The sequence below is a fragment of the Billgrantia endophytica genome (assembly GCF_002879615.1).
Classification (GTDB): Bacteria; Pseudomonadota; Gammaproteobacteria; order Pseudomonadales; family Halomonadaceae; genus Halomonas; species Halomonas endophytica.
This window is the reverse complement of the sequence record NZ_PNRF01000001.1, coordinates 71,001-93,482: the sequence shown is the minus strand read 5'-3', so window position 1 is coordinate 93,482 and position 22,482 is coordinate 71,001. Positions and strand designations below refer to the sequence as shown.

Sequence of the window (22,482 nt, the reverse complement as noted above, 5' to 3'; positions counted from 1 at the left end):
ACCTGCGACCCAGTGATTAACAGTCACTTGCTCTACCAACTGAGCTATCGAGGAATGGCCTCAAGTACGGGGCGTAGTATACGGATCACTCCGACAAGGTCAAGGACAGATTCCCTCGAGCCAGCTGCTTGCCCCACAACGCAAAACGCCCGCTCAAATGGTGCCGAACGGGCGTTCGCTACTGTTCTGGTGGCTACGCCCTGATTCGAACAGGGGACCCCATCATTATGAGTGATGTGCTCTAACCAGCTGAGCTACGTAGCCTTTGACGTACCGGTTGGTTTCGACTACCGGTTAACGGGGCGAGATTATGCCCGATACAAAGTGAACTGGCAAGCCTGGCTGGGCGCCGACTTTTTATTGATTGAACGTTCAATAAAAGAATGGCAATCTTGAACGCAACCTCGATATAGCGGGTCCAGGCCGCACAAGTAAAGGATAAAGGAGTTCTCGGGTGCCCAAGACAGGAATGGAACCGATTCGCCGCCAGCAGTTGATCCACGCCACCATGATGTCCATCGACGAAGTCGGTCTGGCGGATACGACCGTCATCCGCATTGCACGTCACGCGGGCGTCTCCGCCGGTATCATCAGCCATTACTTCGGCGGCAAGGACGGGCTGCTGGAAGCCACCATGCGCCAGATACTGAGCGACCTCGGCGAAGCGGTGGCGGCTCGCCGCCGCGCCCTGCCCGACAGCTCTCCCCATGCGCACATTGGCGCCATCATCGACGGCAATTTCGATCATAGCCAGGTTTCCGGGCCCGTGGCCAAGACCTGGCTGGCGTTCTGGGCCAGCAGCATGCACAAGCCCCAGCTACAGCGGCTGCAGCAGGTCAACGGCCGTCGACTCTACTCGAATCTCTGCAGCCAGTTCCGACGCTTCATGCCGCGTGAGCAGGCCCGCAATGCCGCCCGAGGCCTGGCCGCAATGATCGATGGCCTCTGGCTGCGCGGCGCTTTGACTGCGGAGGGGCTGGATGCCGAACACGCTCGATGCCTGGCTCACACCCACCTCAAGCAGTTACTGGCCGACCACGAACCGGCTACCGCTTCCTGACAGGAGACACCATGGCAACCCTGGACACCGAGACACTCTATATCGATGGCCGCCGGGTGGAGGCCACCTCAGGCAAAACCTTCGACGTGCTCAACCCATATGATGGAAGCCTTCTCGCCAAGGTACAGCAAGCCTCGCAGGCCGATGTGGATGCCGCCGTCGCGGCGGCCCGCAAGGGGCAACGCGAATGGGCTGCCATGTCCGGCATGGCCCGTGGTCGCATCCTGAACCGGGCCGTGGGCCTGCTTCGCGAGCGTAATGACGAGATTGCAGCACTCGAAACCCGCAATACCGGGAAACCCATCAGCGAAACCGCCGCCGTGGACATCGCCACCGGAGCCGACGTCATTGAATACTATGCCGGCCTGGCACCGGCGATCGAGGGCAGCCAGATTCCTCTCAGGCCGGACTCCTTCGTCTATACCCGCCGTGAACCACTCGGCGTGATCGGCGCCATCGCCGCCTGGAACTACCCCATCCAGATCGCCTGCTGGAAGGCTGCGCCGGCGCTTGCGGCCGGCAACGCCGTGGTATTGAAGCCCAGCGAAGTGACGCCGCTGACCGCCATGAGACTGGCCGAGATATTCACCGAGGCCGGACTGCCGAATGGGGTGTTCAACGTCATTCACGGCGATGGTCGCGTGGGCGCGATGCTGACCGAGCATACCGGCATCGACAAGGTCTCCTTCACCGGTGAAGTCGGTACCGGCAAGAACGTCATGGCCGCTGCCGGCGGCTCGACGCTCAAGGACGTGACCATGGAGCTTGGCGGCAAGTCGCCGATGATCGTCTTTGCCGATGCCGACCTGGATCGTGCCGCCGATGCGGCCATGATGGCCAACTTCTACTCCAGCGGCCAGATCTGCACCAACGGTACCCGGGTCTTCGTGGAAAGCGCCGCTAAAGAAACCTTCGAGACGAAGATCAAGGAGCGCGTGGCCCGAATCAGGGCCGGCGACCCCCTGGACCCCAGCGTCAACTTCGGCCCGTTGGTGAGCTTCGGGCACCAGGCGAAGGTGCTTTCCTATATCGAACTGGGCAAGCGGGAAGGCGCCCGTGTACTGATTGGCGGCGAATCGATGACCGGGGACTCGTTTGCCAAGGGTGCCTGGGCCGCTCCCACGGTCTTCACCGACTGCACCGACGGAATGCGCATCGTCCGCGAGGAGATCTTCGGCCCGGTGATGTCGATCCTCGTCTTCGACGACGACGAGGAACTGATCCGCCGGGCCAACGACACTCACTACGGCCTTGCCGCGGGCGTCTTCACCGAGAGCCTGAACCGGGCGCATCGCACCATTCATCGTCTGGAAGCCGGCATCTGCTGGATCAACACCTGGGGAGAGTCCCCTGCCGAGATGCCGGTAGGCGGCTACAAGCAGTCCGGCGTGGGCCGCGAGAACGGCATCGAGACACTGGCCCACTATACCCAGACCAAGTCGATACAGGTGGAAATGGGGCCCTTCGAGTCGGTGTTCTAGGAGGCAGCGAAGACAGCTAACCGGATCGCTCGGGGCTTGTCCCCGGCGCCCCTCGCGACAGCCAGCCGCGCCAGCCTTGGGCCGACTCTTCTTGCACATGCAAGCAGGCCGCTTCCGTGGCGTTATCAGTGAGAGATGTCATGTCCCAGATTCATGAATTCGACTACGTCATCATCGGTGCCGGCTCGGCCGGCAACGTGCTGGCCACCCGCCTCACCGAGGACCCGGCGGTCAACGTGCTGCTACTCGAGGCCGGAGGCCCCGACCACCGTTTCGACTTCCGCACGCAAATGCCGGCAGCACTGGCTTACCCCTTGCAGGGCAAGCGTTACAACTGGGCCTTCGAGACGGACCCGGAGCCACACATGAATGGCCGGCGCATGGAGTGTGGCCGTGGCAAGGGGCTCGGTGGCTCCTCGCTGATCAACGGCATGTGCTATATCCGGGGCAATGCCCTCGACTATGACAACTGGGCGAGCCTGCCGGGCCTGGCAGACTGGACCTATGCCGACTGCCTGCCCTATTTCCGCAAGGCCGAGTGCCGTGACATCGGCCCTGACGATTACCACGGCGGCGACGGCCCGGTCAGTGTCACCACGCCCAGGCCGGGCAACAACCCGCTCTACCGGACCTTTATCGACGCCGCTGTCCAGGCCGGCTATCCGGAAACCTCGGACGTCAATGGATACCGGCAGGAGGGCTTCGGCCCCATGGACCGTTTCGTCACCCCAAAGGGACGGCGCGCATCCACCGCCCGGGGCTACCTCGACACCGCCAAGGCACGGCCCAACCTGACCATCGAGACCCATGCCACCACCGATGTCATCGAGTTCGAGGGAACACGGGCCGTCGCCGTGCGCTACCTGCACCGCGGCCGGGATCGGCGCGCGGTGGCTCGGCGCGAGGTTCTGCTGTGTGGCGGTGCCATCGCCTCGCCGCAGATACTGCTGCGCTCGGGGGTAGGCGACCCCGGCCAACTGAAAGAACTGGGCATCCCGGTGGTGCACGCCTCTCCCGGCGTCGGAGAGAATCTCCAGGACCATCTGGAGATGTACATCCAATACGAGTGCAAGCAACCCATCTCCCTCTATCCGGCCCTGAAATGGTTCAACCAGCCGAAGATCGGCGCCGAGTGGTTGCTGTTCGGCAAGGGCGTCGGCGCCAGCAACCAGTTCGAGGCGGCAGGCTTCATCCGCAGCAACGACGACGAGGCATGGCCCAACCTGCAGTACCACTTCCTGCCGATCGCCATCAGCTACAACGGCAAGAGTGCGGTACAGGCACATGGCTTTCAGGCACATGTGGGTTCCATGCGCTCGGACAGCCGCGGGAGGATTCGGCTGCTCTCCCGCGACCCCATGGCGTCACCCAGCATCCTGTTCAACTATATGGCAAAGGAAAAGGACTGGCAGGAGTTTCGCGACGCCATCCGTCTGACCCGCGAGATCATCGCCCAGCCAGCCTTCGACCCCTACCGGGGGCCCGAGATATCGCCGGGGCCGGACATGCAGTCCGATGCCGAGCTCGATGCCTTCGTACGCGAACATGCAGAGACCGCCTACCATCCGTGCGGGAGCTGTCGAATGGGAGACGACGAACGCTCTGTCGTCGATGGACAGGGTCGGGTGCACGGGCTCGAGGGGCTGCGCGTGGTGGATGCCTCTCTGTTCCCGGTGATTCCTACCGGTAACCTCAACGCTCCCACCATCATGCTGGCCGAGAAGATCGCCGACCGTATTCGTGGCCGTGCACCGCTGCCGCCCTCGAGAGCCCCTTATTACGTGGCCGGTGATTCCCCGGCTCGTCACGAGCCTCAACGCCGGCTCGACTGAGCCCACCCATCCCGCCATCAGCGCCCCGCCCTGCGGGGCGCCCTGCATGCACCCGGGCGGCATAGCTGCTACACAGAGAGGGCTAGTCACATCCGGCGAGATAGTCTAGGCTGGGGGATTCAAACGACTGTTCTAAACGCCATACGGAGACGATGCATGCTCACTCTGATACTGCTCCTGCTGACCATGGTCGGACTGCTGGTGATCATGCGCCGCGAAGCTGGCGCTATGCCCGCCCTGGCGGTACTGGCCGTGCTCGGCCTGGCCGGCCTGTTGCTGGGGTCGCCGATCCTGGGCGTCATCCTGTTGATCGGTGCCGCCGGCGTCGCCGTCGCCGGCCTGCCCGCGCTGCGCATCCACTGGCTCTCCCCACGCCTGTTTGCCATGTTCAAGAACGTGTCGCCCAAGGTCTCGGATACCGAGCGCGTAGCACTGGAAGCCGGCACCGTCGCCTGGGACGGCCAGCTCTTTTCCGGCCGCCCCCAGTGGAACCAGCTGCTCGACTACCGTGACGACGGCCTGAGCGAAGAGGAGCAGGCGTTCATCGACAACCAGTGCTCGGTCGCCGCCGGCATGTGCAACGCCTGGGAGATCGCGAAGGAGCGTGCCGACCTGCCCGAGGAGCTGTGGCAATACCTCAAGAAGGAAGGCTTCTTCGGCATGATCATTCCGAAGGCGTATGGCGGCCTTGGTTTCTCCGCCAAGGCACAATCGATGGTGCTGCAGAAACTGACCGTCAGTGAAATGCTGATGATCACCGTGGGTGTGCCCAACTCCCTGGGCCCGGGGGAACTGCTGCTCAAGTACGGCACCGAGCAACAGAAGGAGCATTACCTCCCGCGGCTGGCCGACGGGCGCGAAATTCCCTGTTTCGGCCTGACCGGCCCCCGTGCCGGCAGTGACGCCACCTCCCTGCCGGACATCGGCGTGGTGTGCAAGGAAGTCATCGATGGCAAGGAAGTGCTCGGCTTGCGCCTCGATTTCGAGAAGCGCTGGATCACCCTGGCTCCCATCGCCACCGTAGTCGGGCTCGCCTTCCGGCTGTTCGACCCGGACCGCCTCCTGAGCGAGGAGGAGGACCGCGGTATCACACTGGCCCTGGTCCCCCGCAACACCGCCGGCATGGAGATCGGCCGCCGCCATCACCCCATCGGCAGCCCTTTCCTCAACGGACCGATCAGGGGCAAGGGCGTCTTCGTACCGTTGGATACCATCATCGGCGGCACCGGGATGATCGGACAGGGCTGGCGCATGCTGGTGGAATGCCTTGCCATCGGACGCTGCATCACCCTGCCCTCCGGCGCCAGCGGTACCATTCGCTACGCCATCGGCTGGACCGGCGGCTTCGCCCGGGTGCGTCGCCAGTTCAATGTTCCAGTGGCCGAAATGGAAGGCGTGCAGGAACCCCTGGCACGCATGGCCGCCCTGGGCTACATCGCCCAGGCCGCGGTCTACCAGACCGCCAACACCATCGACCACGGCGAGAAGCCGTCGGTACCCTCGGCGATTCTCAAGAGCCAGCTCACCGAATTCCAGCGGACCGCGCTCTCCGATGCCATGGATATCCACGGCGGCAAGGCGGTAACCCTCGGACCACGCAACTACATCGGCATCGGCTACAGCAGTAATCCGGTTTCCATCACCGTGGAAGGCGCCAACATCATGACCCGCAACCTGATGATCTTCGGGCAGGGTGCCATTCGCTGCCATCCCTACGTACTGGAGGAGTTGACGGCCATGGAGGCCAACGATCTGAAGGCTTTCGATCATGCCTTCTTCGGTCATGCCGGCCTGGTCTTCGGCAACGCCGCTCGCGCCTTCACCATGGGCCTTGGAATCGGCAAGGGGGCGGTGCCCTTCGATGAAATCGCCGCCCCCTATGCCAAGGACATGGCACGACTTTCCGCCGGTTTCGGGCTCTGTGCCGATGCGGCCATGGCTAGCCTCGGTTCGACCCTGAAACAGCGAGAGCTGCTCTCGGCTCGCCTCGGCGACGTGCTGTCCAATCTCTACCTGACATCCATGGTGCTCAAGGCCTGGCATGAAGGCGACAAGGTCGAGAGCGAGGCCGCACTGCTCCACTACAGCTGCACCTTCCTGCTCGAGCGTGCCGAGCAGGCACTGGATGAGCTGTTGGACAACATGCCCAACCGCGGCCTGGCCGGCATGTTGCGCGTCGTGGTGATGCCGCTGGGACGCCGCTGGAAACGCCCCCACGACACCCTGACCCGTGAAATCGCCCAGGCGGTTTCACGTGATACCGCCTTGCGCACCAAGCTGCTGCGCAATACCTGGGACGCCCAGGATGGCGCCAAGGACAACCCCCTGGCCCACTACAACGCATTGTTGGGCGAATATGACCGGGCCGAGGTGCTTTACCGCACGCTCAACAAGGCCTTCGCCAAGGGCGAACTGCCTATGTATGCCCTGCATCCCGAACAGCGTGTCGAGGCGGGTCTCGAGGCAGGCCTCATTACGGAAGCGGATGCGGTCTTCATGCGCCGCTTCGAGGCGGAAGTGCTGGAAATGCTCAGCGTCGACGATTTCGATTACGACGATTTCGCTACCGACAAATCGAAGATCCTTCGCCATAACGCCGCCTGACCTGTCAGACCCGGCATAGCACGAAAACGGCCCTGGCTCTTTTGACTGTCCAACTTCCCGGGGCCAGTTCAAAGGGGCCAGGGCGTTTCCTTTGCTCCGTGCCCGGCACGTGTCGTTCAGTCAGGGCCAGCCAGTCCCTACAACGGCCACACCAACAGTATCATCGGTATCGCCACCGCGAGCACAACCAGCTCCAGCGGCAGCCCCATGCGCCAGTAGTCACCGAAGCGATAGCCGCCCGGGCCCATCACCAGGGTGTTGGACTGGTGCCCGATAGGCGTGAGGAAGGCACAGGAAGCGCTGATGGCCACCGCCATCAGAAAGGGATCGATCGACACATCGAAGCCGTTGGCCAGGCCAACGGCAATGGGCGCCATCAGCACCGCCGCCGCCGCGTTGTTGATGATATCCGACAGCATCATTGTGAGCACGAAAAGCCCCACCAGGATCAGAACGGGAGGCCACTGGCTGCCCAGATTCAGAAGACTTTCGGCGATCAGCGCCGCACCTCCGCTGGTTTCCAGCGCCTCCCCCACGGGAATCATCGCCCCCAACAGGACAATGACGGACCCATCAACCGCCTGGTAGCCGTCACGTAGTGACAGCACGCCTATCAGCAACGAGAGCAAGGCCGCAAGGGAGAGCGCCACCGCGGCCGGCAACCAATCAAGCAGGATAGCGATGATCGCCAGGGTGAAGATGGCGAGGGAAGCCACCAGCAAACGTGGCTGCCCCAAGTTTAGATTACGGCTCGCCAATGGCAGACAGCCCAGCGTTGCCAGGCTCTCGCCGAGATGGCTTTCGCCGCCCTGAAGCAGCAGAACGTCACCGGCACGAAACCGGATCTCACGCAGGCGTTGCTTGAGGCGGCTACCGTCACGAGCCACCGCGACCAGGTGCATGCCGTACTGGTTATGCAGTCGCAGTTGAATCACGTTACGGTTGATCATCATCGAGTCATTGCGCACTACCGCCTCGACCAGTTCCAGCCCTTCGGTATCGATGCCCTTCTTCTTTTCCTTTCCGGTCTTTCCATCCCGGTTTCCAGCCATGGCACGCTGCGACGTCGTATCCCCTGCTTCGGCTTGGACGGACTCCGCCTCCGCCGCCCCTTGCACTGTCGCTTCCTCCTTCTTCGGGTCGAGCCCGACCCGAAGACCCGCCTTGTCTTCAAGCAGCTTCATCTCCTCGGGGCCGGCCTCCAGTAACAGCACATCTCCCTCGCGCAGGGCTCCCAGGAAAGCATGCCCGGTTTGGCGCTGTTCACCACGCACCACTGCCAACACCGGGAGGGTCTCCTCCAGTTCGCGCTGCAGCTCACGCAAGGTCCAGCCATTGGCCTTCGAGTCTTCATCGACCGTGAGCTCGACCAGGTAGTTGGATGTATCGAACATCTCCTCGGTGGACGCATTTCCGGCCCGCTGCGGCACCAGCCGCCACCCCACCAGCAATATGAAGGCCAGGCCCGCCAACGCTGTCGTTGCCCCAACGGGGAAAAAAGAGAACAGCCCGAAAGGCTCCCCCAGAACCGTGCCACGGTAATTGGCGATAATGATATTGGGCGGGGTACCGATCAGGGTGGTCATACCACCAAGCAGGGAGCCGAAGGCCAATGGCATCAGCAGCAATGACGGCGAGGTGTTGTGTTCGCGAGCCAGTCTCATGGCCACCGGCAACAATAGCGCGAGGGCACCGACGTTGTTCATGAAGCCCGACAGCACCACCACGGTACCGGTCAGGGCGGTCAACTGGAAAAAAAGCCGATTGCCGACCCTGAGCACCTGCTGGGCAATCACGTCTACCACGCCGGAGCGTTCGAAGCCGCGACTCAACACCAGCACCGCGGCCACGGTAATCACCGCTGGATGGCCGAAGCCCAGGAAAGCCTCGTCCCCCGGCACCAGCCCCAGCATCACCGAACCCAGCAGAGCCGAGAGGGCTACCAGGTCATAGCGGAAACGGCCCCACACGAATGCGACCAGCGTCAATCCGAGCACGACGAAGACTAAAGTGCTGTCGGCCATTCCTTCCACCTGTCTGTCACTGTGCATGCATCAAGCACAACAGTGGACCGAGTGAAAATCCAGCACTTTCGATAACGGACACATCTGCGCCATCGAGATAGGGGGCACTTTACCGCCAACATCATAAGCCTGACCCACTCCACCAAGCTCAACGCCCACGAGCCGTATGCCTACCTGAGGGACGTGCTGGAACGACTGCCAACGCACAAAGCCAGCCAGGTCCACGATGCTACTGCCTCAGAATTAGCAGCACAACGTCTGATCGTAGACAAGCGGTGATCCGCGGTTCGGCATAATCACCCTTGATGGATAAGGCAGGTAACGGTTGGATACTATGTTATCGTAGGCAGCGCTTTCATTTGATAGAAGGGAAAGTGGAGGTTCAAGAGGCTACGAGTTTCCCCGGATTCATGATGTTATATGGATCTAATGCAGCCTTGATGGTTCGCATCAGCTCGCCCTCTACAGGATCACGGTAATGGTTGATTTCGTAAACCTTGAGTAGGCCGATACCGTGCTCTGCTGAAATCGATCCTCCTAATTGAGTGGTGGCCTCGTAAACTACTGCATTCACATCATCCCAGCGTTCGAGGAAAACCTTCCTATCGGCACCATCTGGTTGGGTGACGTTAAAATGTACATTGCCATCGCCAACATGGCCAAACGCACAAATCTTGGCATCTGGGATTAGAGCCAGTACGGCCGCACTTGCCTTTTCGATTAGATCAGGGACTTTCGATACAGGTACAGAAACGTCATGTTTGATGCTGCCTCCGGCTTTCTTCTGTGCTTCGGGGATGGACTCGCGTAGCGCCGCCAGCCGTTGTTCCTGGTCCACGGATTGGGCTACGACCGCATCAAGAATGAGCCCGGTTTCAAATGCCTCTTCGGCGAAGGCCTCGAATAAGAGTTCAAGATCATTACCGGTACGAGACGTCGAAAATTCGATAAGCGCATACCACGGATAGCTTTCCGAGAACGGCTCGTTATTGTCTGTATGCTTGGTGACTATCTCCAGCGAAAACCGAGACATTAGCTCAAATGCCGTAACATCGTCTCCGCTGCGCTTGCGTGCCAGCGCCAGCAGGGTAAGAGCATCACGCGGCGAATTGAGCGCGCAAAAGGCCTTCTTGCGCTGAATGTGTGCCGGATAGAGCTTTAGAATTGCCTTGGTGACGATACCGAGCGATCCTTCACTACCAATGAAAAGATTCTTTAGCGAATAACCGGTATTATCCTTGTATAGTGGACGCATGCCGTTCCAGATACGCCCATCGGATAAAATGACTTCAAGTCCCAGCGTCAGCTCACGGGTATTACCATATTTGAGCACCCCGATGCCACCGGCATTGCTGGCGATGTTGCCGCCTATCGTGCAGCTTCCTTCTGCACCCAGACTGAGGGGAAAGAAACATCCCACATCGCTCGCGGCCTTCTGGACATCGGCGAGAATGCAGCCGGCTTCGACAGTGATCGTGAAGTTCTCAGCGTCGACCTCCAAAATACGATTAAGCTTTTGCAGGGACATAAGAACCTCGCCGCGCCCGGCAACTGTTCCTCCAACCAGACCGGTATTTCCTCCCTGTGGAACGACTGGCACTTCCCATTGCGCGCAAAGCGAAATGATGCGACTGACTTCCTGGGCCGTCGATGGTGCCACAACGATCTCGGCATTGCTGGTAAACAGACTGCGCTCTTCAATGAGAAATCGCTGCATACTATCGGAATCGGTAATGAGGGTGTTTTTCGAACAGACATGAGCCAGCGCTTGGGCAAACCCTTCGGGCAGTATGGCGTTAGATGCTTTTGCATGGGCTGGCGTCATGATATAGCCTCGTGTAAAGGGGTAGATAGATTAGCGAGAGAAAACAGTTGGTTGGGTGACCACTCGGAGCATTTGGGATCAGCAAACCGATCACACCAATCGATGAGTGTATCCACATCCAATGATCGGTCGGCCAGAGCGAGAACATCGCGTGTTCTCGCGATCAAATCGCTGCGCGTCCATGGGGCTTCGGGATCGCCTTTCCGAAAGGCTCGTTCGGCTGAGAGTATGTTACCGTCAGCAAGAGTGACTGTTACTCTGGCGGGGCGCTCGCGAGGAAAGCGTGCCGAAAAACCAGGATCGATCGTTAGCGATACCCGACTGGCGAGATTGCGTACCTCTGTATCGGCCAGCAATGTCGGCTGCAAGCCTTGGAGGTCGGGCTTGCGGCCGGCAAGGGTAGCTGCCACGCAAAAGCTCGTCGAAAACTTGGCCGCGCTCAGGGTCTCCGGCACCTGAACGTCGGCGATATCGGTGCACGCTTTCGGTATTTCCACATTTACCGATATGATGTCAGGTACGGCATAACTGCCGGCTTCATAGATCTGGACGGCGCAATCGAGTGTCGAATGCATTTGTCCGCAGGTTGGCCAGTTCTTGACGGTGACCGTATCGATCATTCTATTGTCGCCGGGGCGCAGCCAGTCCAGGTCGCAATTTCGGAGGTGCCAGGCGGCCAGCATGCCACGCCGGCCTTCGAGGATACGGGTGGCCCCTTTGATTCCTGCCCTAGCCATCATCGCCGAGGAAATACCGTTGCGCACCGCGACTGCCGCATGAAATCCCTTTGCCTCACTGGCGTCATCATCGAGGAGCTGCCAGAGTCCTTGCGCCTGGGTACCCGCATGCCCAAAGGCCCACAAGGTGCGATCTACATCAAGGTCTAGCAGATGAGCCGATGCCGCAGCTGCGCCGAAGGTGCCTGCCGTAGCTGTCGTGTGGCAGACGGCGTAGTGATCACTGCCTAAGAATGATCCGATCCTGAGCACGGCTTCATATCCGACAATGATAGCGCTGCGTACACGGCTGGTGGGGATCTCGGGAAATGCCTGGGCGAGGGCAATCACCGCTGGAATGACGGTAATACCGGGGTGAGTGGTAGATTCGCGGTGAGCGTCGTCAACTTCCCAGAAATGACTGATCGCGGCATTGGCCGCAGCGGCTGAGGCAATGGTATAACCGTGTGGCTGTCCTACTATATTGGCCGGACCAATTTCTCCGGAAATTGGCGCGAGCGCGGTGAGATAGGATGGATAAAGAGGATGCCCGAGGCCGGCAAGAAGCGCGCTCGACCAATCGCATATGGTTGTGAACAGTCGTTCATCGCTCGTTGCAGGGCGATCGGAGATGTGAAAGTCCGAGGTGAACCGGGCAAGTGGCTCGAGAAGCGGGACGTCCATGTCAGTCCCCTCCGGTTGCGACGGGCAGGTCGGGGCGAGAGGTCTGGCCCCACTCTGCCCAGGCACCGTCGTAAACCGCGACCTGCTGTTGCAGCACAGCTTCGGCGGCAAGTGCGATGATGGAAGCTGTGACTCCCGATCCACACGATGCGATTGCCGGATGGCCAGGTATGATTCCGGTATCGCGTAATGCTTCTTTCAGTATTTCGGCATCTGCATAGCGACCGTCCTTGAGCAATCGGTCGAAAGGAAGATTGCGGGAGCCAGGCATGTGGCCAGAGCGCAGTCCCGGACGGGCTTCCTGTTCAGTGCCGCTGAAGCGCGCTGCTGAACGGGCATCAACAACCGTTGCTGAATTCGTTTCCAAAGCAGCCTTAACCTCTTTGGCTGAGCGAACCCAGCGGCGATCGAGAGTAGCTAAAAAATCGCCATTGGTACGTGGCTTCTCAGGCCCTGTTTCGAGCGGCCCACCTGTGGACTTCCATGCCGGCAGGCCACCATCGAGCACGGCAACCGCTTCATGGCCCATGGCACGAAACATCCACCAAGCTCGTGGAGCTGCAAATATACCGGCGCCGTCATAAATAATGATACGACTGTCTTTCTTGATACCTAATGCGCAGGCCTCTTGTGTAAATCGTTCAACTGTAGGAAGCATGTGTGGCAATGTAGAAGAAATGTCGGCGAACCGTTCATCAAAATCAAAACGCACCGCACCGGGAATATGACCATTCAGAAACTCAAGTTCAGCATCGCGATTTTGAGCTGGTAGATACCAACTGGCATCCAGAACGATCACATCAGGTGCGCTGAGATGGGAATTGAGCCAACCAGCATCGATAAGAGGAGATGTTGTAGTGCGCATGGAGAACTCCTGGGTGAGATTCTGTCCGGAATGATGCGAAGGGTCATCTGGACAGAGTGATCCCATTTAGGTTCCTGAGGGTCGAAGCCAGTTGGCTTGCTTTTCGCGGGCAACGACTTTGTCGATCTGGTCCCCTATGGTGCCAAGGTATAATTCTGGCCGTGTCATATCTTCGATTTCACTAGCTGAGAATGTGCCGGAAATCTCATGATTAGCAGCGAGGGAATCAGCAAAGCTCAGCCCATTCTCGATACCCAACATCGATGCTTCATAGAGCCATTCATGAGCTGTGCTCTTACCGACCTTTTTGCCTAGTTCAAGCATAACTTTCTCGGAAAGAAGGTAGCCCTTCATTATCGCCATGTTGCGCATCATTCTAGGCGCATCGATGCGCAGATCCTTGAGCAGGTTTACGGTCTGAAATAGCGCTGCACTGGTTACTAAGACCGTCTCCGGAATAGCTTTCCATTCCGATTTCCAGGCAATGCCATCTCGCTCATGCTCCTGAACCATAGCCTCGACCATCATGGCTGCATTGTAGCGTACGCTGCGCGATAACATGGCAACGTTTTCGGCGGCCACGGGATTACGCTTATGTGGCATCGTTGATGAGCCGAGTTTTCCTTCGGTGAAGCCTTCTTCAATTTCGGCAAATTCATTGCGCTGAAGATTAAATAGTTCGTTGCCAATCTTGCCCAGTGTTCCCGCAATCAGAGCGAGCAAGTTAGTGTATTCGGCCAATCGATCGCGGGAAGGTGCCCAACTAATGTCTGATGCGGCCAACCCAAGCTCGCTGGCTATTCCTTTTTCAAGTTCGGTCGCTTTGGAGCCGTACGATGCTTGGGAGCCAACCGCACCCACCGCCATGACAACAAACACGCGCTGTTCACATTGTTTTAGACGCTCGGCATGACGAGCCATTTCATCAAGCCAGATCGCACATTTATGGCCGAAGGTGATCGGAAGGGCCTGAACACCATGAGTACGTCCAACCATGATCGTATCTCGGTGCTCAATTGCAAGTCGTAAGAGTTCTTGGCCAATATCAGCAACTAGGTCTTTGATGATCGTGTGGGCTTGATGGAGTTGAAGCACCAATCCGGTATCCACTACGTCCTGTGTCGTAGCTCCGTAATGCAGGTATTCGGCAGCTTCTTTGCTGAGATGCCTTTGGATCTCTTTAAGGAAAGGGACGACGGTGTGTTTGACGCGGCGAATTTCGGCCGCCATCGCGCCGATATCAAGGAGTTCGACCTTGGCTGACTCAGTGATTTCCCTGGCCACACTTTCTGGAATGATTCCCAATTTCGCCTGTGTTCTAGCCAACGCAGCTTCAAAGTCCAGCCATTTTTGCAGCTTGTTGCTTTCGGAAAAGATCTCACGCACCTCCGGGGTACTCCAGAGATGCTGCATCGTGGTCATGTCGAATACGGAAATCGTCACGCCGCCGTCCTCCCTCTCCAATTTAGTTTGCTATCTCTCTTTTATTCCTGGTCATAGAATTTCATGGCTAGCCCGCCATGAGCAGCCGCAGCTCCAGCGCAGAGGGCAGCAGCCAGTAATATCGCTTCGGCGATCTCCTGCTTGCTAACGCCGGCAGCCTTGCCTTTCTTGACGTGCGCTTCAATGCAGTAAGGGCATCCGGTCGCATGGGCTACGGCGATTGCGACAATCTCACGCATCTTTGGACTCAGGGCTCCAGTCGTTGACGCTGGGATGGAATTGAGGGCCATCCAGGCGTTGAAGTCGTCAGGAGCGAGCTTGGACATTTCCATGCGGTGCTTGGCATCGGACGGGTCGTAGTAGTGACTTGACATCGAATGTCTCCTTTGCTAATTTTTCACTGAGTGAAACGCATATCATTTAATAAAACTCCTGTTGGATGAAACACGCTAATGAAGAATCTGTCAAGTAAGAGCCGCAACGGAAATGACACTGTGCCTCCCTCGGGTGTGCTGGACCGTGGCTTGCATTTGATGAACTGTTTTTCGCTTGAGCGGCCCCGTTTGCAGCTGCGCGATATTGCTGCACAGTCAGGATTGGACAAAGCCACTACACTGCGTGCTCTTAAGACGCTTGTTACCTACGGATATCTGGAAAAAAGTGAAGACGGCTATTACTGGCCAGGCCCTGCGACTCTACGTCTGGCTGCAATTTTTCGCAGCACTTCCAATATCGTTACGCGCCTTGAGCGAACGGTAGAAAATATTGCGCTTGAGACCGGCCAGGCTGCCGCTTTTTTTATTCGGTCTGGGGATCAACGCGTATGTCTGATCAGGGATCGGCAGAAACGGGATTTTCGTTATTTCGTTGATGTAGGTGCTTCTGTACCGATGTCCGCAGGTGGGGCAGCAGCGCATGTCCTGGCAGCATATTCAGGTTTCGATCTGGACTCGGAAAAGGCTGAGTTTGTGCTCACCAATAACTACTATATTTCACGCGGTGAAAAAAACGAGCACCTCGTTTCTGCAGCGCTTCCCATTTTTGAAGCGGATGGGGAATTCGTCGGTGCTGCAGCCATCACGGCCCTGCGCTCTACCGTGACGGATGACGACATAGATAGATGTATAGAGGTCGTACGGCGGGAAATTTCTCTTGCCATGCTATCTACGCAGGCTGCTGCTGAGAATGATAACGCTGCTTTCTAGGTGAAATACCAGTTCATTTTCAACAAGGAGGGCGAAAAAGGAAGAATATCTTCCCGGAAATGCTATCAAGCAGACACTATCGAGAATGATAGCGCTACTTTTAGTACAAAACGCCAGTTCATTTCTAACAAGAAGGAGAAAGAAAATGAAATTTAGCTATTCTTCAACCATTAGGCCCCTGTTGCGTCGAACCATCATGGCAGTGTTATTGGGTTTGTCAGTGACCATCGGCTCTATATTGCCGGCTTCAGCCCAGCGAGCTGATATCGTGACGCTTGTTGTTCCATTCGGGGCCGGTGGTGGTGTCGATACCGTCATGCGTGCGGTAGCTGAAAGGCTGTCAGATGAGCTGGGTCGCAGAGTGCTTGTTGAAAACCGCCCAGGTGGTTCGACAATGATCGCTGTGGACTATGTATCACGTGCCGCCACCGATGGGTCAATCTTTTTGATCGGTACTCCATCACTATCGAGTAATTTTGCATTTCAACCGGAGATTGGGCCCGGCGATCCACGCGAGCTGCTCGATCCAGTGATTCCGGTTGCCACTCAGCCTTATGGAGTGATATTAGGGCCAGCCTTACCTGACGAAATCTCCTCTATAGAAGCTTTGCTGGAGTGGGCAGAGGCAAATCCTGGGCGGCTTGACATGGTTAATTCTGGTCCGCTGACAGCCCCTCGACTGGCTGCGGAATTACTGTCTTTCCGAACAGGTATTCCAATCACAGCTATTTCTTACCCCTCTGGCACCGAGGGAGCCCTGGATGTTGCTGGTGGTCGCGTGCATGCCGGTATCAATCAAATAGTTGAGGCCATGCCACAAGTCCAAGCTGGCAATCTACGCATGATTGCAGTGACTTCGCTAGAACGCTCGCCAGTATTCCCAGACATGCCTACTGTTTCCGAGACTATTGAAGATTTCGATGTCACAAGTTGGAACGGAATGTTTGCACCTGCTGGCACCCCAGATGCTGTTCTCGACGAGATGAATGCTGCAATGAACGCCGTTCTGCAGGATGAAAGCCTACACGCGATGTTTCGGGACCAAGGTACAGAATTCATTGGTGGAACCCGTGAAGATTTAGCGAACCGCCTAAACTCCGAAATTGAGGGTTGGCAGGAACTTGACGCTAACGTTGATCTCGACCTCCAATAATCACGTCAAGAGCACTGCAATTGATCTCGCCCTGTAAAGGCGAGATCAACTTCAGGAGTTTAATTATGTACAATAGAGACTACAGGGACCTTATTGGTGGAGGGTTGATGGCCCTGCTCGGCACCGCCGTCGTGATATATGGCCTGATGACCATGTCGGTTGGGACGCTGCAGCGAATGGGGCCAGGGTTTTTCCCAATAAGTGCAGGCTTTATTCTGGCAGCTTCCGGAAGCGGTATTTTTATTCCTGCACTGTTCCGCCCGGGTACACTCGATGCGATTGAGTGGAGGCCTCTTATCACTATTACGGCATCTCTCATTTTGTTTGGTCTGATTTTGCCTAAATTTGGACTTGTACCAGCGATCATGATGCTCGTGGCGACTGCTACTCTGGGACAACATAAAATTAGCCCTATTTCCATAATTATCACATCCCTCTTTTTGTCTCTAATGTCCTATCTAATATTTTATTTAGGTCTTGGACTTACATTAACAATGGCACGCTGGCCCTATTGAGGACTACGACATGGATCTTTTCACCAATATCCAGATCGGGCTGAGCAATGCACTGACAGCCACGAACTTCTTTTATTGTCTGGTTGGTGTAACGCTGGGCACCGTGGTAGGCATGATTCCTGGAATCGGATCTATCGCGGCAATTTCAATGCTGCTGCCAATTACTTTTCATATTGAACCCACCGCAGCTCTTATTATGCTTGCAGGCATTTGGTACGGCACGTCTTACGGAGGCAGCACAGCTTCGATTCTGTTAAATCTTCCAGGAACGACTGCAAGTGCTGTAGCGTGCATCGATGGTTATCCGATGGCGAAGAACGGTCGTGCCGGTGCAGCACTACTGATGACAACAGCTGCATCTTTCATCGGTGGTTCGATCGGAATTCTGCTGCTCATGTTGTTTTCTCCGATGGTCGCAGAAATTGGCCTTGGACTTGGATCGCCGGAGTATTTTTCCTTAATGGTATTGGGCTTGATTGCCGCGACAGGCATATCGGATGGCTCCTTTCTCAAAGGCTTCGCCATGGTGATGGTGGGAATAATCGTGGGGGGAATCGGCCTTGACATGTATACCGCTGTTGGACGCTACACTTTCAACATTCCCGAGCTTTCGGATGGCATCAGCTTGGTTGCTCTTGCGATGGGCTTATTTGGTGTGTCGGAAATTATAGCCAGTGCGCGACAGAGCCAAATGACGTTAATTGATAAATCTAACTTCAAGTGGAAGGCAATATTTCCTTCCACCCAAGAACGAAAGGAATCATGGTTACCTATTTTTCGAGGCGCTGGGCTTGGTTCGATTATGGGTGCTTTACCCGGAACCGGCTCATCCATTGCCTCTTTTATGTCCTATGCGATTGAAAAACGCGTAGCCAAAGATCCTTCTCGGTTTGGTAAGGGGGCGATTGAGGGAGTGGTTGCCCCCGAGGCTGCAAATAACGCTGCTGATCAGACTGCTTTTATTCCTACCTTATCACTGGGCATTCCCGGCAGCGCAACCATGGCGCTCATGCTTGCGGCACTTATTATGCATGGAATAACTCCCGGCCCACAGCTCATGACACAGGAGCCGGATCTTTTCTGGGGTGTCGTCATGAGTTTTTGGATTGGTAATATCTTATTGGTTATCCTAAACGCTCCAATGATCGGGGTTTGGGTCAAGGTACTGCTGATTCCTTACCATCTACTTTATCCTTCAATCCTCGTATTCATTTGTATAGGCGTCTATACAGCCACCTATAATATCTTCGAGATTTGGGTGGTAATCGCCTTCGGCGTGCTGGGATACACACTTAGAATACTTCACTTTCCCGTGGCACCGCTGCTTTTGGGGTTCGTGCTTGGCCCACTCATGGAAAACCATTTCCGTCGGTCAATGCTGATCTCCCGCGGCGATCTCATGACCTTCATCGAACGGCCGATCAGCGGGACCATATTGGCGATTACAGCCTTTCTACTTCTTTGGATAATATTTAGCGGCTATCGCAACTGGCGTATTCGTATTGCTGCACAATGGTGATGTGTCTACAGCCTGGTTGTAAGCAATATAACTGGAGCCTAAGCAATGTATTTACTCGTTACGGTCAAACACGTCTTCGACCACAACGTCAAGATTCGCGTCAAGGCGTATCACTCTCCCTACTGTCAAACTAGTGAGCCTCAAGCGGCTGTTAGGCTCTGAACCTTGGAGGGGTGGTTCCAAACCGAGCCCGTCACTAAATGGGTCTGGCACACCATGCGAACTTGCGGGTCGCTCGCTTCCCCTTGGGCATTGCAACGTGCGTGCGAATGCCTTCTGATTCTCTGGAGAATCGGGGCTGCGCCAGACCACTCCATCGGCGCCCAGCAGCGTCAGCCCGCACCAGTGGGGATGCGGCGCGGCGCTGCTGATGCCACAGGGCCTGAGTCTGCTCGAAGACCCGATTGACAGGTCGACCATAGCCGCTGGTACGCCTGCACCACGGCACTGTACGCAACGAAGGAGCGTTTGTTGGGCAACATGATGTCGAGGTGGCATTAGGCCGAAGCCGGGCCCGAGGAATCAATGGAATGAACTACTTGGCCATCTTCTCCAGCATTGCATTGACCGCCTCGAGATGTTCCGGCTCGTTGTGACACATTCCCTGGAACACCGCGCAGACATCGAGAAAGTCCTTGAGCTCCATCCGGCTCCCCATCTTCATCAGCCTCTTGGTCAGCCGGGTCGCCCTGGGTGGCTGGGCAGCGATTCGCGCGGCAAGCTCTCCGACACGCGCCATCAGGGCATCGGGCTCAGTGACCTCCAGCACGATGCCGTAGCCTTTCGCCTCCTCGGCATCGATGACGCGACCGGACAGCGTCAGCTCGAAAGCGCGCTGGTAGCCGATCAGACGCTGCATGAACCAGGCTCCCCCGTCGCCGGGAATGATGCCCAGGTTGAGGAACGTTTCACCGAACTTCGCCTTGCTCGAGGCGATGCGGATATCGGCCATGTTGGCCAGGTCGAAGCCGGCACCGATGGCTGGGCCATTGACCGCGGCAATGACAGGCACCTCCACGGACTGAAGCGCCAGCGGGATACGCTGGATTCCGCGCCGATATCGTGCGGCCACCTCGGCCACGTCACCGGCAAAGTCGCCACCGCGGCTGGCCATGTCCTTGACGTTACCGCCGGCCGAGAAAGCCGAGCCTTCTCCCGTGATCACCAGCACCGACACGTCGTCACACTGGTTGACCCATTCGGCCGCCATGACGATGTCATCGACCAGCGCGGTACCGGTCAGGGCATTACGGACGTCATGGCGATCCAGGGTCAGGGTCGCTACCCTTCCTTCGAGTGACAGCCGGGCATCCTGCAGGCCGGGCAACTGGGACGAGGGCTCGCTCATGCAACGGACTCCTTGTACTGAAGCGTATGTTGGGTGTCGCGCTCCACGATAACCCGGGCATCCACCACCGCATACCCATCGGCATGGACGATCACCGGATTGAGATCCAGCTCGGAGAGCTGCGGATAGGCCTCGACAATGCGCGATACCGTGAGCAGCAGGTCGATCAACGCCTCCTTGTCGACCGCCGGCTCACCGCGGACGCCGGCAAGTATCTTCTTCGCCTTGATCTGCTCGACCATGCTGGCCGCGTCATGGCGAGACAATGGAATGGAACGGAATGCCACGTCCTCGAGTATCTCGACGAAGACCCCTCCCAGGCCGAACATGAGCACCGGGCCGAAGATGGGATCGCGTACCACCCCGACGATCACCTCGACCCCTTTCCTCGCCATGGGAGTGACCAGCATGCCTTCGATGACGGCGTCCGGATCGTAGATCCGGCACGAATCCAGGATATCGGCACGCGCCCGCTGCAGGGCCTGCTCGCCGACGAGGCCGAGCTTGACGCCACCGGCGTCGGACTTGTGAAGGATGTCCTTCGAGACCACCTTCATCGCCAGCGGGACATCGCCAAACTCACCGGCGACGGCTTCCAGCTCCGGCTCGCTCCTGGCCACCCGCTCCATGGGCACATCGATACCGTGCTCACGCAGCAGTTGCCTGGCCTCGTGCTCGAAGAGGTCGCGGCCTTCCGCCTGCGCCCGCTGGAACAGGCCGGACAGTTCCGGCTTGGGCGCAAGCGCCGTTTCACGCACCTGCCGCTGGTTCTGGGCCAGGTACTGGCCGCGCTCGCCCAGTGCGGCAAGCACGCGTACCGACTGTTCGATGGAAGCGTAGACCGGCAGCCCGGCCTCGTGCAGGCGGCGCAGTGCCGGCGGCTTGATCGGCGTATAGAGGCTGTAGATGACCAGCGGTTTCGTCGTGGACCTGGCAAGGTCTACCATGGCCTCGGCGCCGCGCATTTCGTCACCCATCAACGACTCGGCGAAGCGGATGCTGTAGCCGCCGAACATGCCGACGAGAAAGACGCTGTCGACGTTGTCGTCCTCGGCAACGATCTCCATGCAGGTCGCCAGCAATGATGGGTTGGCATCGGTGGAACCCGCCACGTCGACAGGGTTGACCGTGGACGCCTGGGGAAACAGCACGTCACGCAGCCGCTGCCGCGTGGACTCGCTCAACGCGGCAAGTTCGAGCCCTGCCTCGGCCAGGCGGTCAGAGGCGATGGTCGCCTGGCCGCCGCCATCGGAGATCACCGCCACCCGCTTGCCGCGGGCCTTCTGCAGCAGGCCCAGGCCCTCGGCCACGGGCAGGATCTCGTCGGAATACTGCACCACGCTGACCCCGGCCTGGCGCAGCAGGTCCACCGTCATGGCATAGCTGCCGGCCAGCGCCCCAGTGTGCGAGCTGGCGGCTTTCTGCCCTTCCTCGGTGGAGCCGGACTTGTAGACCACCACCGGTTTCATGGCGGTGACATCACGGGCGACCTCGAGGAACTTGCGGCCATCGCGGAAACCTTCCACATAGAGCGTGGCGACCCGGGTATTTTCGTCTTCGCCCAGATAACGCAGGTAGTCATCGAAGCCGATATCGCTCTGGTTGCCCGGGCCCACGTAGGTGCTGAAGCCCACCTGGCCGTTGTGCTGGGCCTCCAGGGCCAGTGCCAGCAACATGTTGCCCGATTGGGAAATGATCCCCACATCGCCGGGCTTGACATTGTCCAGCGCCAACAGGTTGACCCGGTGGTGCAGGTTGAACACGCCCGAGGTGTTGGGACCGATGATCCGCACGCCGTGCGCTTCGGCCTTGGCCATCATCTCGCGCTCGAGTGCTGCCCCGTCGCTACCGACCTCGGCAAAACCACTGGCCAGTATGATCGCGCCCTTGATGCCACGGCGCCCGCACTCTGCAACGAGACCCGGTACCGAGGCAGCCGGCGTACAGATCAAGGCCAGTTCCGGATTGCCGGGAATGGCCGTCACCGATGGCCAGGCCTTGACGCCCAGGACCATGTCGGCCTTGGGATTGACCGGGAAGATGTCACCACGGTAGCCATCCTTGATCAGGCCGACCATGGCCTTGTAACCGCGCTTGGTAGGATCGTTCGAGGCGCCGATCACGGCAATGCCGGCGGGCGCAAGGATGTCATGGAGCGGGCTGCGGATTGGCAGATGTCCTTCAATGGGATTCATGTCTCGATTACCC

At 58.1% G+C, this 22,482-nt stretch carries 17 protein-coding genes, 1 tRNA gene and 1 pseudogene; 9 read left to right on the top strand and 10 right to left on the bottom strand.

The features are described from left to right. Positions 1-187 precede the first annotated feature (187 nt). Positions 188-264, bottom strand: a tRNA-Met gene (locus C1H69_RS00475). A gap of 190 nt (positions 265-454) precedes the next feature. Here C1H69_RS00475 and betI point away from each other — a divergent pair. From betI to C1H69_RS00455, 4 genes are all read left to right on the top strand, one after another. After that, entirely contained in the window at positions 455-1,060 is a 606-nt protein-coding gene (gene betI / locus C1H69_RS00470; RefSeq protein ID WP_205738371.1) for a transcriptional regulator BetI, read from the top strand. A gap of 11 nt (positions 1,061-1,071) precedes the next feature. Continuing rightward, positions 1,072-2,541 carry a betaine-aldehyde dehydrogenase gene (gene betB / locus C1H69_RS00465; protein WP_102651455.1) on the top strand — a complete coding sequence of 490 codons (1,470 nt, stop codon included), beginning with the start codon at positions 1,072-1,074 and terminating at the stop codon, positions 2,539-2,541. A 140-nt stretch (positions 2,542-2,681) separates the two neighbouring features. Beyond that, entirely contained in the window at positions 2,682-4,373 is a 1,692-nt protein-coding gene (gene betA, locus C1H69_RS00460) for a choline dehydrogenase (RefSeq protein WP_102651454.1), read from the top strand. A gap of 156 nt (positions 4,374-4,529) precedes the next feature. Continuing rightward, positions 4,530-6,977, top strand: coding sequence for an acyl-CoA dehydrogenase (locus C1H69_RS00455; RefSeq protein ID WP_102651453.1), 2,448 nt, complete (start codon positions 4,530-4,532; stop codon positions 6,975-6,977). A 137-nt stretch (positions 6,978-7,114) separates the two neighbouring features. Here C1H69_RS00455 and C1H69_RS00450 read toward each other — a convergent pair whose 3' ends face one another. Then, complete coding sequence (locus tag C1H69_RS00450) at positions 7,115-9,001, bottom strand: SLC13 family permease (protein WP_102651452.1); 1,887 nt, start codon at positions 8,999-9,001, stop codon at positions 7,115-7,117. Positions 9,002-9,085: 84 nt separating this feature from the next. On the opposite strand from C1H69_RS00450, the gene C1H69_RS00445 reads away from it, so the two are divergent. After that, complete coding sequence (locus C1H69_RS00445; protein WP_102651451.1) at positions 9,086-9,280, top strand: transposase domain-containing protein; 195 nt, start codon at positions 9,086-9,088, stop codon at positions 9,278-9,280. Between the two features lie 103 nt (positions 9,281-9,383). Here the strand turns inward: C1H69_RS00445 and C1H69_RS00440 are convergent, their stop codons facing one another. The 5 genes from C1H69_RS00440 to C1H69_RS00420 form a co-directional block, all read right to left on the bottom strand. Next, the gene (locus tag C1H69_RS00440) at positions 9,384-10,826 is read right to left on the bottom strand and encodes an FAD-binding oxidoreductase (RefSeq protein ID WP_102651450.1); all 1,443 of its coding nucleotides are present in this window, start codon (positions 10,824-10,826) and stop codon (positions 9,384-9,386) included. Beyond that, positions 10,823-12,226, bottom strand: a complete 1,404-nt coding sequence (locus C1H69_RS00435) for an MmgE/PrpD family protein (protein WP_102651449.1) — start codon at positions 12,224-12,226, stop codon at positions 10,823-10,825. Before C1H69_RS00435 ends, C1H69_RS00440 begins: the two co-directional genes overlap by 4 nt. Before the next feature lies 1 nt (position 12,227). Then, positions 12,228-13,091 carry a 3-mercaptopyruvate sulfurtransferase gene (gene sseA, locus C1H69_RS00430; RefSeq protein ID WP_102651448.1) on the bottom strand — a complete coding sequence of 288 codons (864 nt, stop codon included), beginning with the start codon at positions 13,089-13,091 and terminating at the stop codon, positions 12,228-12,230. Positions 13,092-13,157: 66 nt separating this feature from the next. Next, complete coding sequence (purB, locus tag C1H69_RS00425; RefSeq protein ID WP_102651502.1) at positions 13,158-14,534, bottom strand: adenylosuccinate lyase; 1,377 nt, start codon at positions 14,532-14,534, stop codon at positions 13,158-13,160. 41 nt (positions 14,535-14,575) lie between these two features. Further along, entirely contained in the window at positions 14,576-14,908 is a 333-nt protein-coding gene (locus tag C1H69_RS00420) for a carboxymuconolactone decarboxylase family protein (RefSeq protein WP_102651447.1), read from the bottom strand. 78 nt (positions 14,909-14,986) lie between these two features. Between C1H69_RS00420 and C1H69_RS00415 the strand changes: the two genes are divergently transcribed. From C1H69_RS00415 to C1H69_RS00400, 4 genes are all read left to right on the top strand, one after another. After that, positions 14,987-15,739 carry an IclR family transcriptional regulator gene (locus tag C1H69_RS00415; RefSeq protein ID WP_102651446.1) on the top strand — a complete coding sequence of 251 codons (753 nt, stop codon included), beginning with the start codon at positions 14,987-14,989 and terminating at the stop codon, positions 15,737-15,739. A 145-nt stretch (positions 15,740-15,884) separates the two neighbouring features. Continuing rightward, positions 15,885-16,892: a Bug family tripartite tricarboxylate transporter substrate binding protein gene (locus tag C1H69_RS00410; protein WP_165789385.1), complete on the top strand. Its 1,008-nt coding sequence runs from the start codon at positions 15,885-15,887 to the stop codon at positions 16,890-16,892. Between the two features lie 65 nt (positions 16,893-16,957). Then, positions 16,958-17,407 (top strand): tripartite tricarboxylate transporter TctB family protein, encoded by a 450-nt coding sequence (locus C1H69_RS00405; protein ID WP_102651444.1) that lies wholly within the window; start codon positions 16,958-16,960, stop codon positions 17,405-17,407. A 10-nt stretch (positions 17,408-17,417) separates the two neighbouring features. Further along, complete coding sequence (locus tag C1H69_RS00400) at positions 17,418-18,926, top strand: tripartite tricarboxylate transporter permease (protein WP_102651443.1); 1,509 nt, start codon at positions 17,418-17,420, stop codon at positions 18,924-18,926. A 179-nt stretch (positions 18,927-19,105) separates the two neighbouring features. On the opposite strand, the pseudogene C1H69_RS23995 reads toward C1H69_RS00400, so the two are convergent. The 3 genes and pseudogenes from C1H69_RS23995 to C1H69_RS00390 all read right to left on the bottom strand — a co-directional run. Beyond that, positions 19,106-19,417: pseudogene (locus C1H69_RS23995) on the bottom strand (IS4 family transposase); the annotation flags it as partial. A 44-nt stretch (positions 19,418-19,461) separates the two neighbouring features. Continuing rightward, positions 19,462-20,274, bottom strand: coding sequence for an enoyl-CoA hydratase-related protein (locus tag C1H69_RS00395; RefSeq protein ID WP_102651442.1), 813 nt, complete (start codon positions 20,272-20,274; stop codon positions 19,462-19,464). Next, positions 20,271-22,469: an acetate--CoA ligase family protein gene (locus tag C1H69_RS00390; RefSeq protein ID WP_102651441.1), complete on the bottom strand. Its 2,199-nt coding sequence runs from the start codon at positions 22,467-22,469 to the stop codon at positions 20,271-20,273. Before C1H69_RS00390 ends, C1H69_RS00395 begins: the two co-directional genes overlap by 4 nt. Between the last annotated feature and the right edge of the window lie 13 nt (positions 22,470-22,482).

Coding starts and splice junctions, on each gene's coding strand:
- betB (WP_102651455.1), top strand. CDS start 1,072: ATGGCAACCCTGGACACCGAGACACTCTATATCGATGGCCGCCGGGTG.
- betA (WP_102651454.1), top strand. CDS start 2,682: ATGTCCCAGATTCATGAATTCGACTACGTCATCATCGGTGCCGGCTCG.
- C1H69_RS00455 (WP_102651453.1), top strand. CDS start 4,530: ATGCTCACTCTGATACTGCTCCTGCTGACCATGGTCGGACTGCTGGTG.
- C1H69_RS00450 (WP_102651452.1), bottom strand. CDS start 9,001: ATGGCCGACAGCACTTTAGTCTTCGTCGTGCTCGGATTGACGCTGGTC.
- C1H69_RS00440 (WP_102651450.1), bottom strand. CDS start 10,826: ATGACGCCAGCCCATGCAAAAGCATCTAACGCCATACTGCCCGAAGGG.
- C1H69_RS00435 (WP_102651449.1), bottom strand. CDS start 12,226: ATGGACGTCCCGCTTCTCGAGCCACTTGCCCGGTTCACCTCGGACTTT.
- sseA (WP_102651448.1), bottom strand. CDS start 13,091: ATGCGCACTACAACATCTCCTCTTATCGATGCTGGTTGGCTCAATTCC.
- C1H69_RS00420 (WP_102651447.1), bottom strand. CDS start 14,908: ATGTCAAGTCACTACTACGACCCGTCCGATGCCAAGCACCGCATGGAA.
- C1H69_RS00415 (WP_102651446.1), top strand. CDS start 14,987: ATGAAGAATCTGTCAAGTAAGAGCCGCAACGGAAATGACACTGTGCCT.
- C1H69_RS00410 (WP_165789385.1), top strand. CDS start 15,885: ATGAAATTTAGCTATTCTTCAACCATTAGGCCCCTGTTGCGTCGAACC.
- C1H69_RS00405 (WP_102651444.1), top strand. CDS start 16,958: ATGTACAATAGAGACTACAGGGACCTTATTGGTGGAGGGTTGATGGCC.
- C1H69_RS00400 (WP_102651443.1), top strand. CDS start 17,418: ATGGATCTTTTCACCAATATCCAGATCGGGCTGAGCAATGCACTGACA.
- C1H69_RS00395 (WP_102651442.1), bottom strand. CDS start 20,274: ATGAGCGAGCCCTCGTCCCAGTTGCCCGGCCTGCAGGATGCCCGGCTG.
- C1H69_RS00390 (WP_102651441.1), bottom strand. CDS start 22,469: ATGAATCCCATTGAAGGACATCTGCCAATCCGCAGCCCGCTCCATGAC.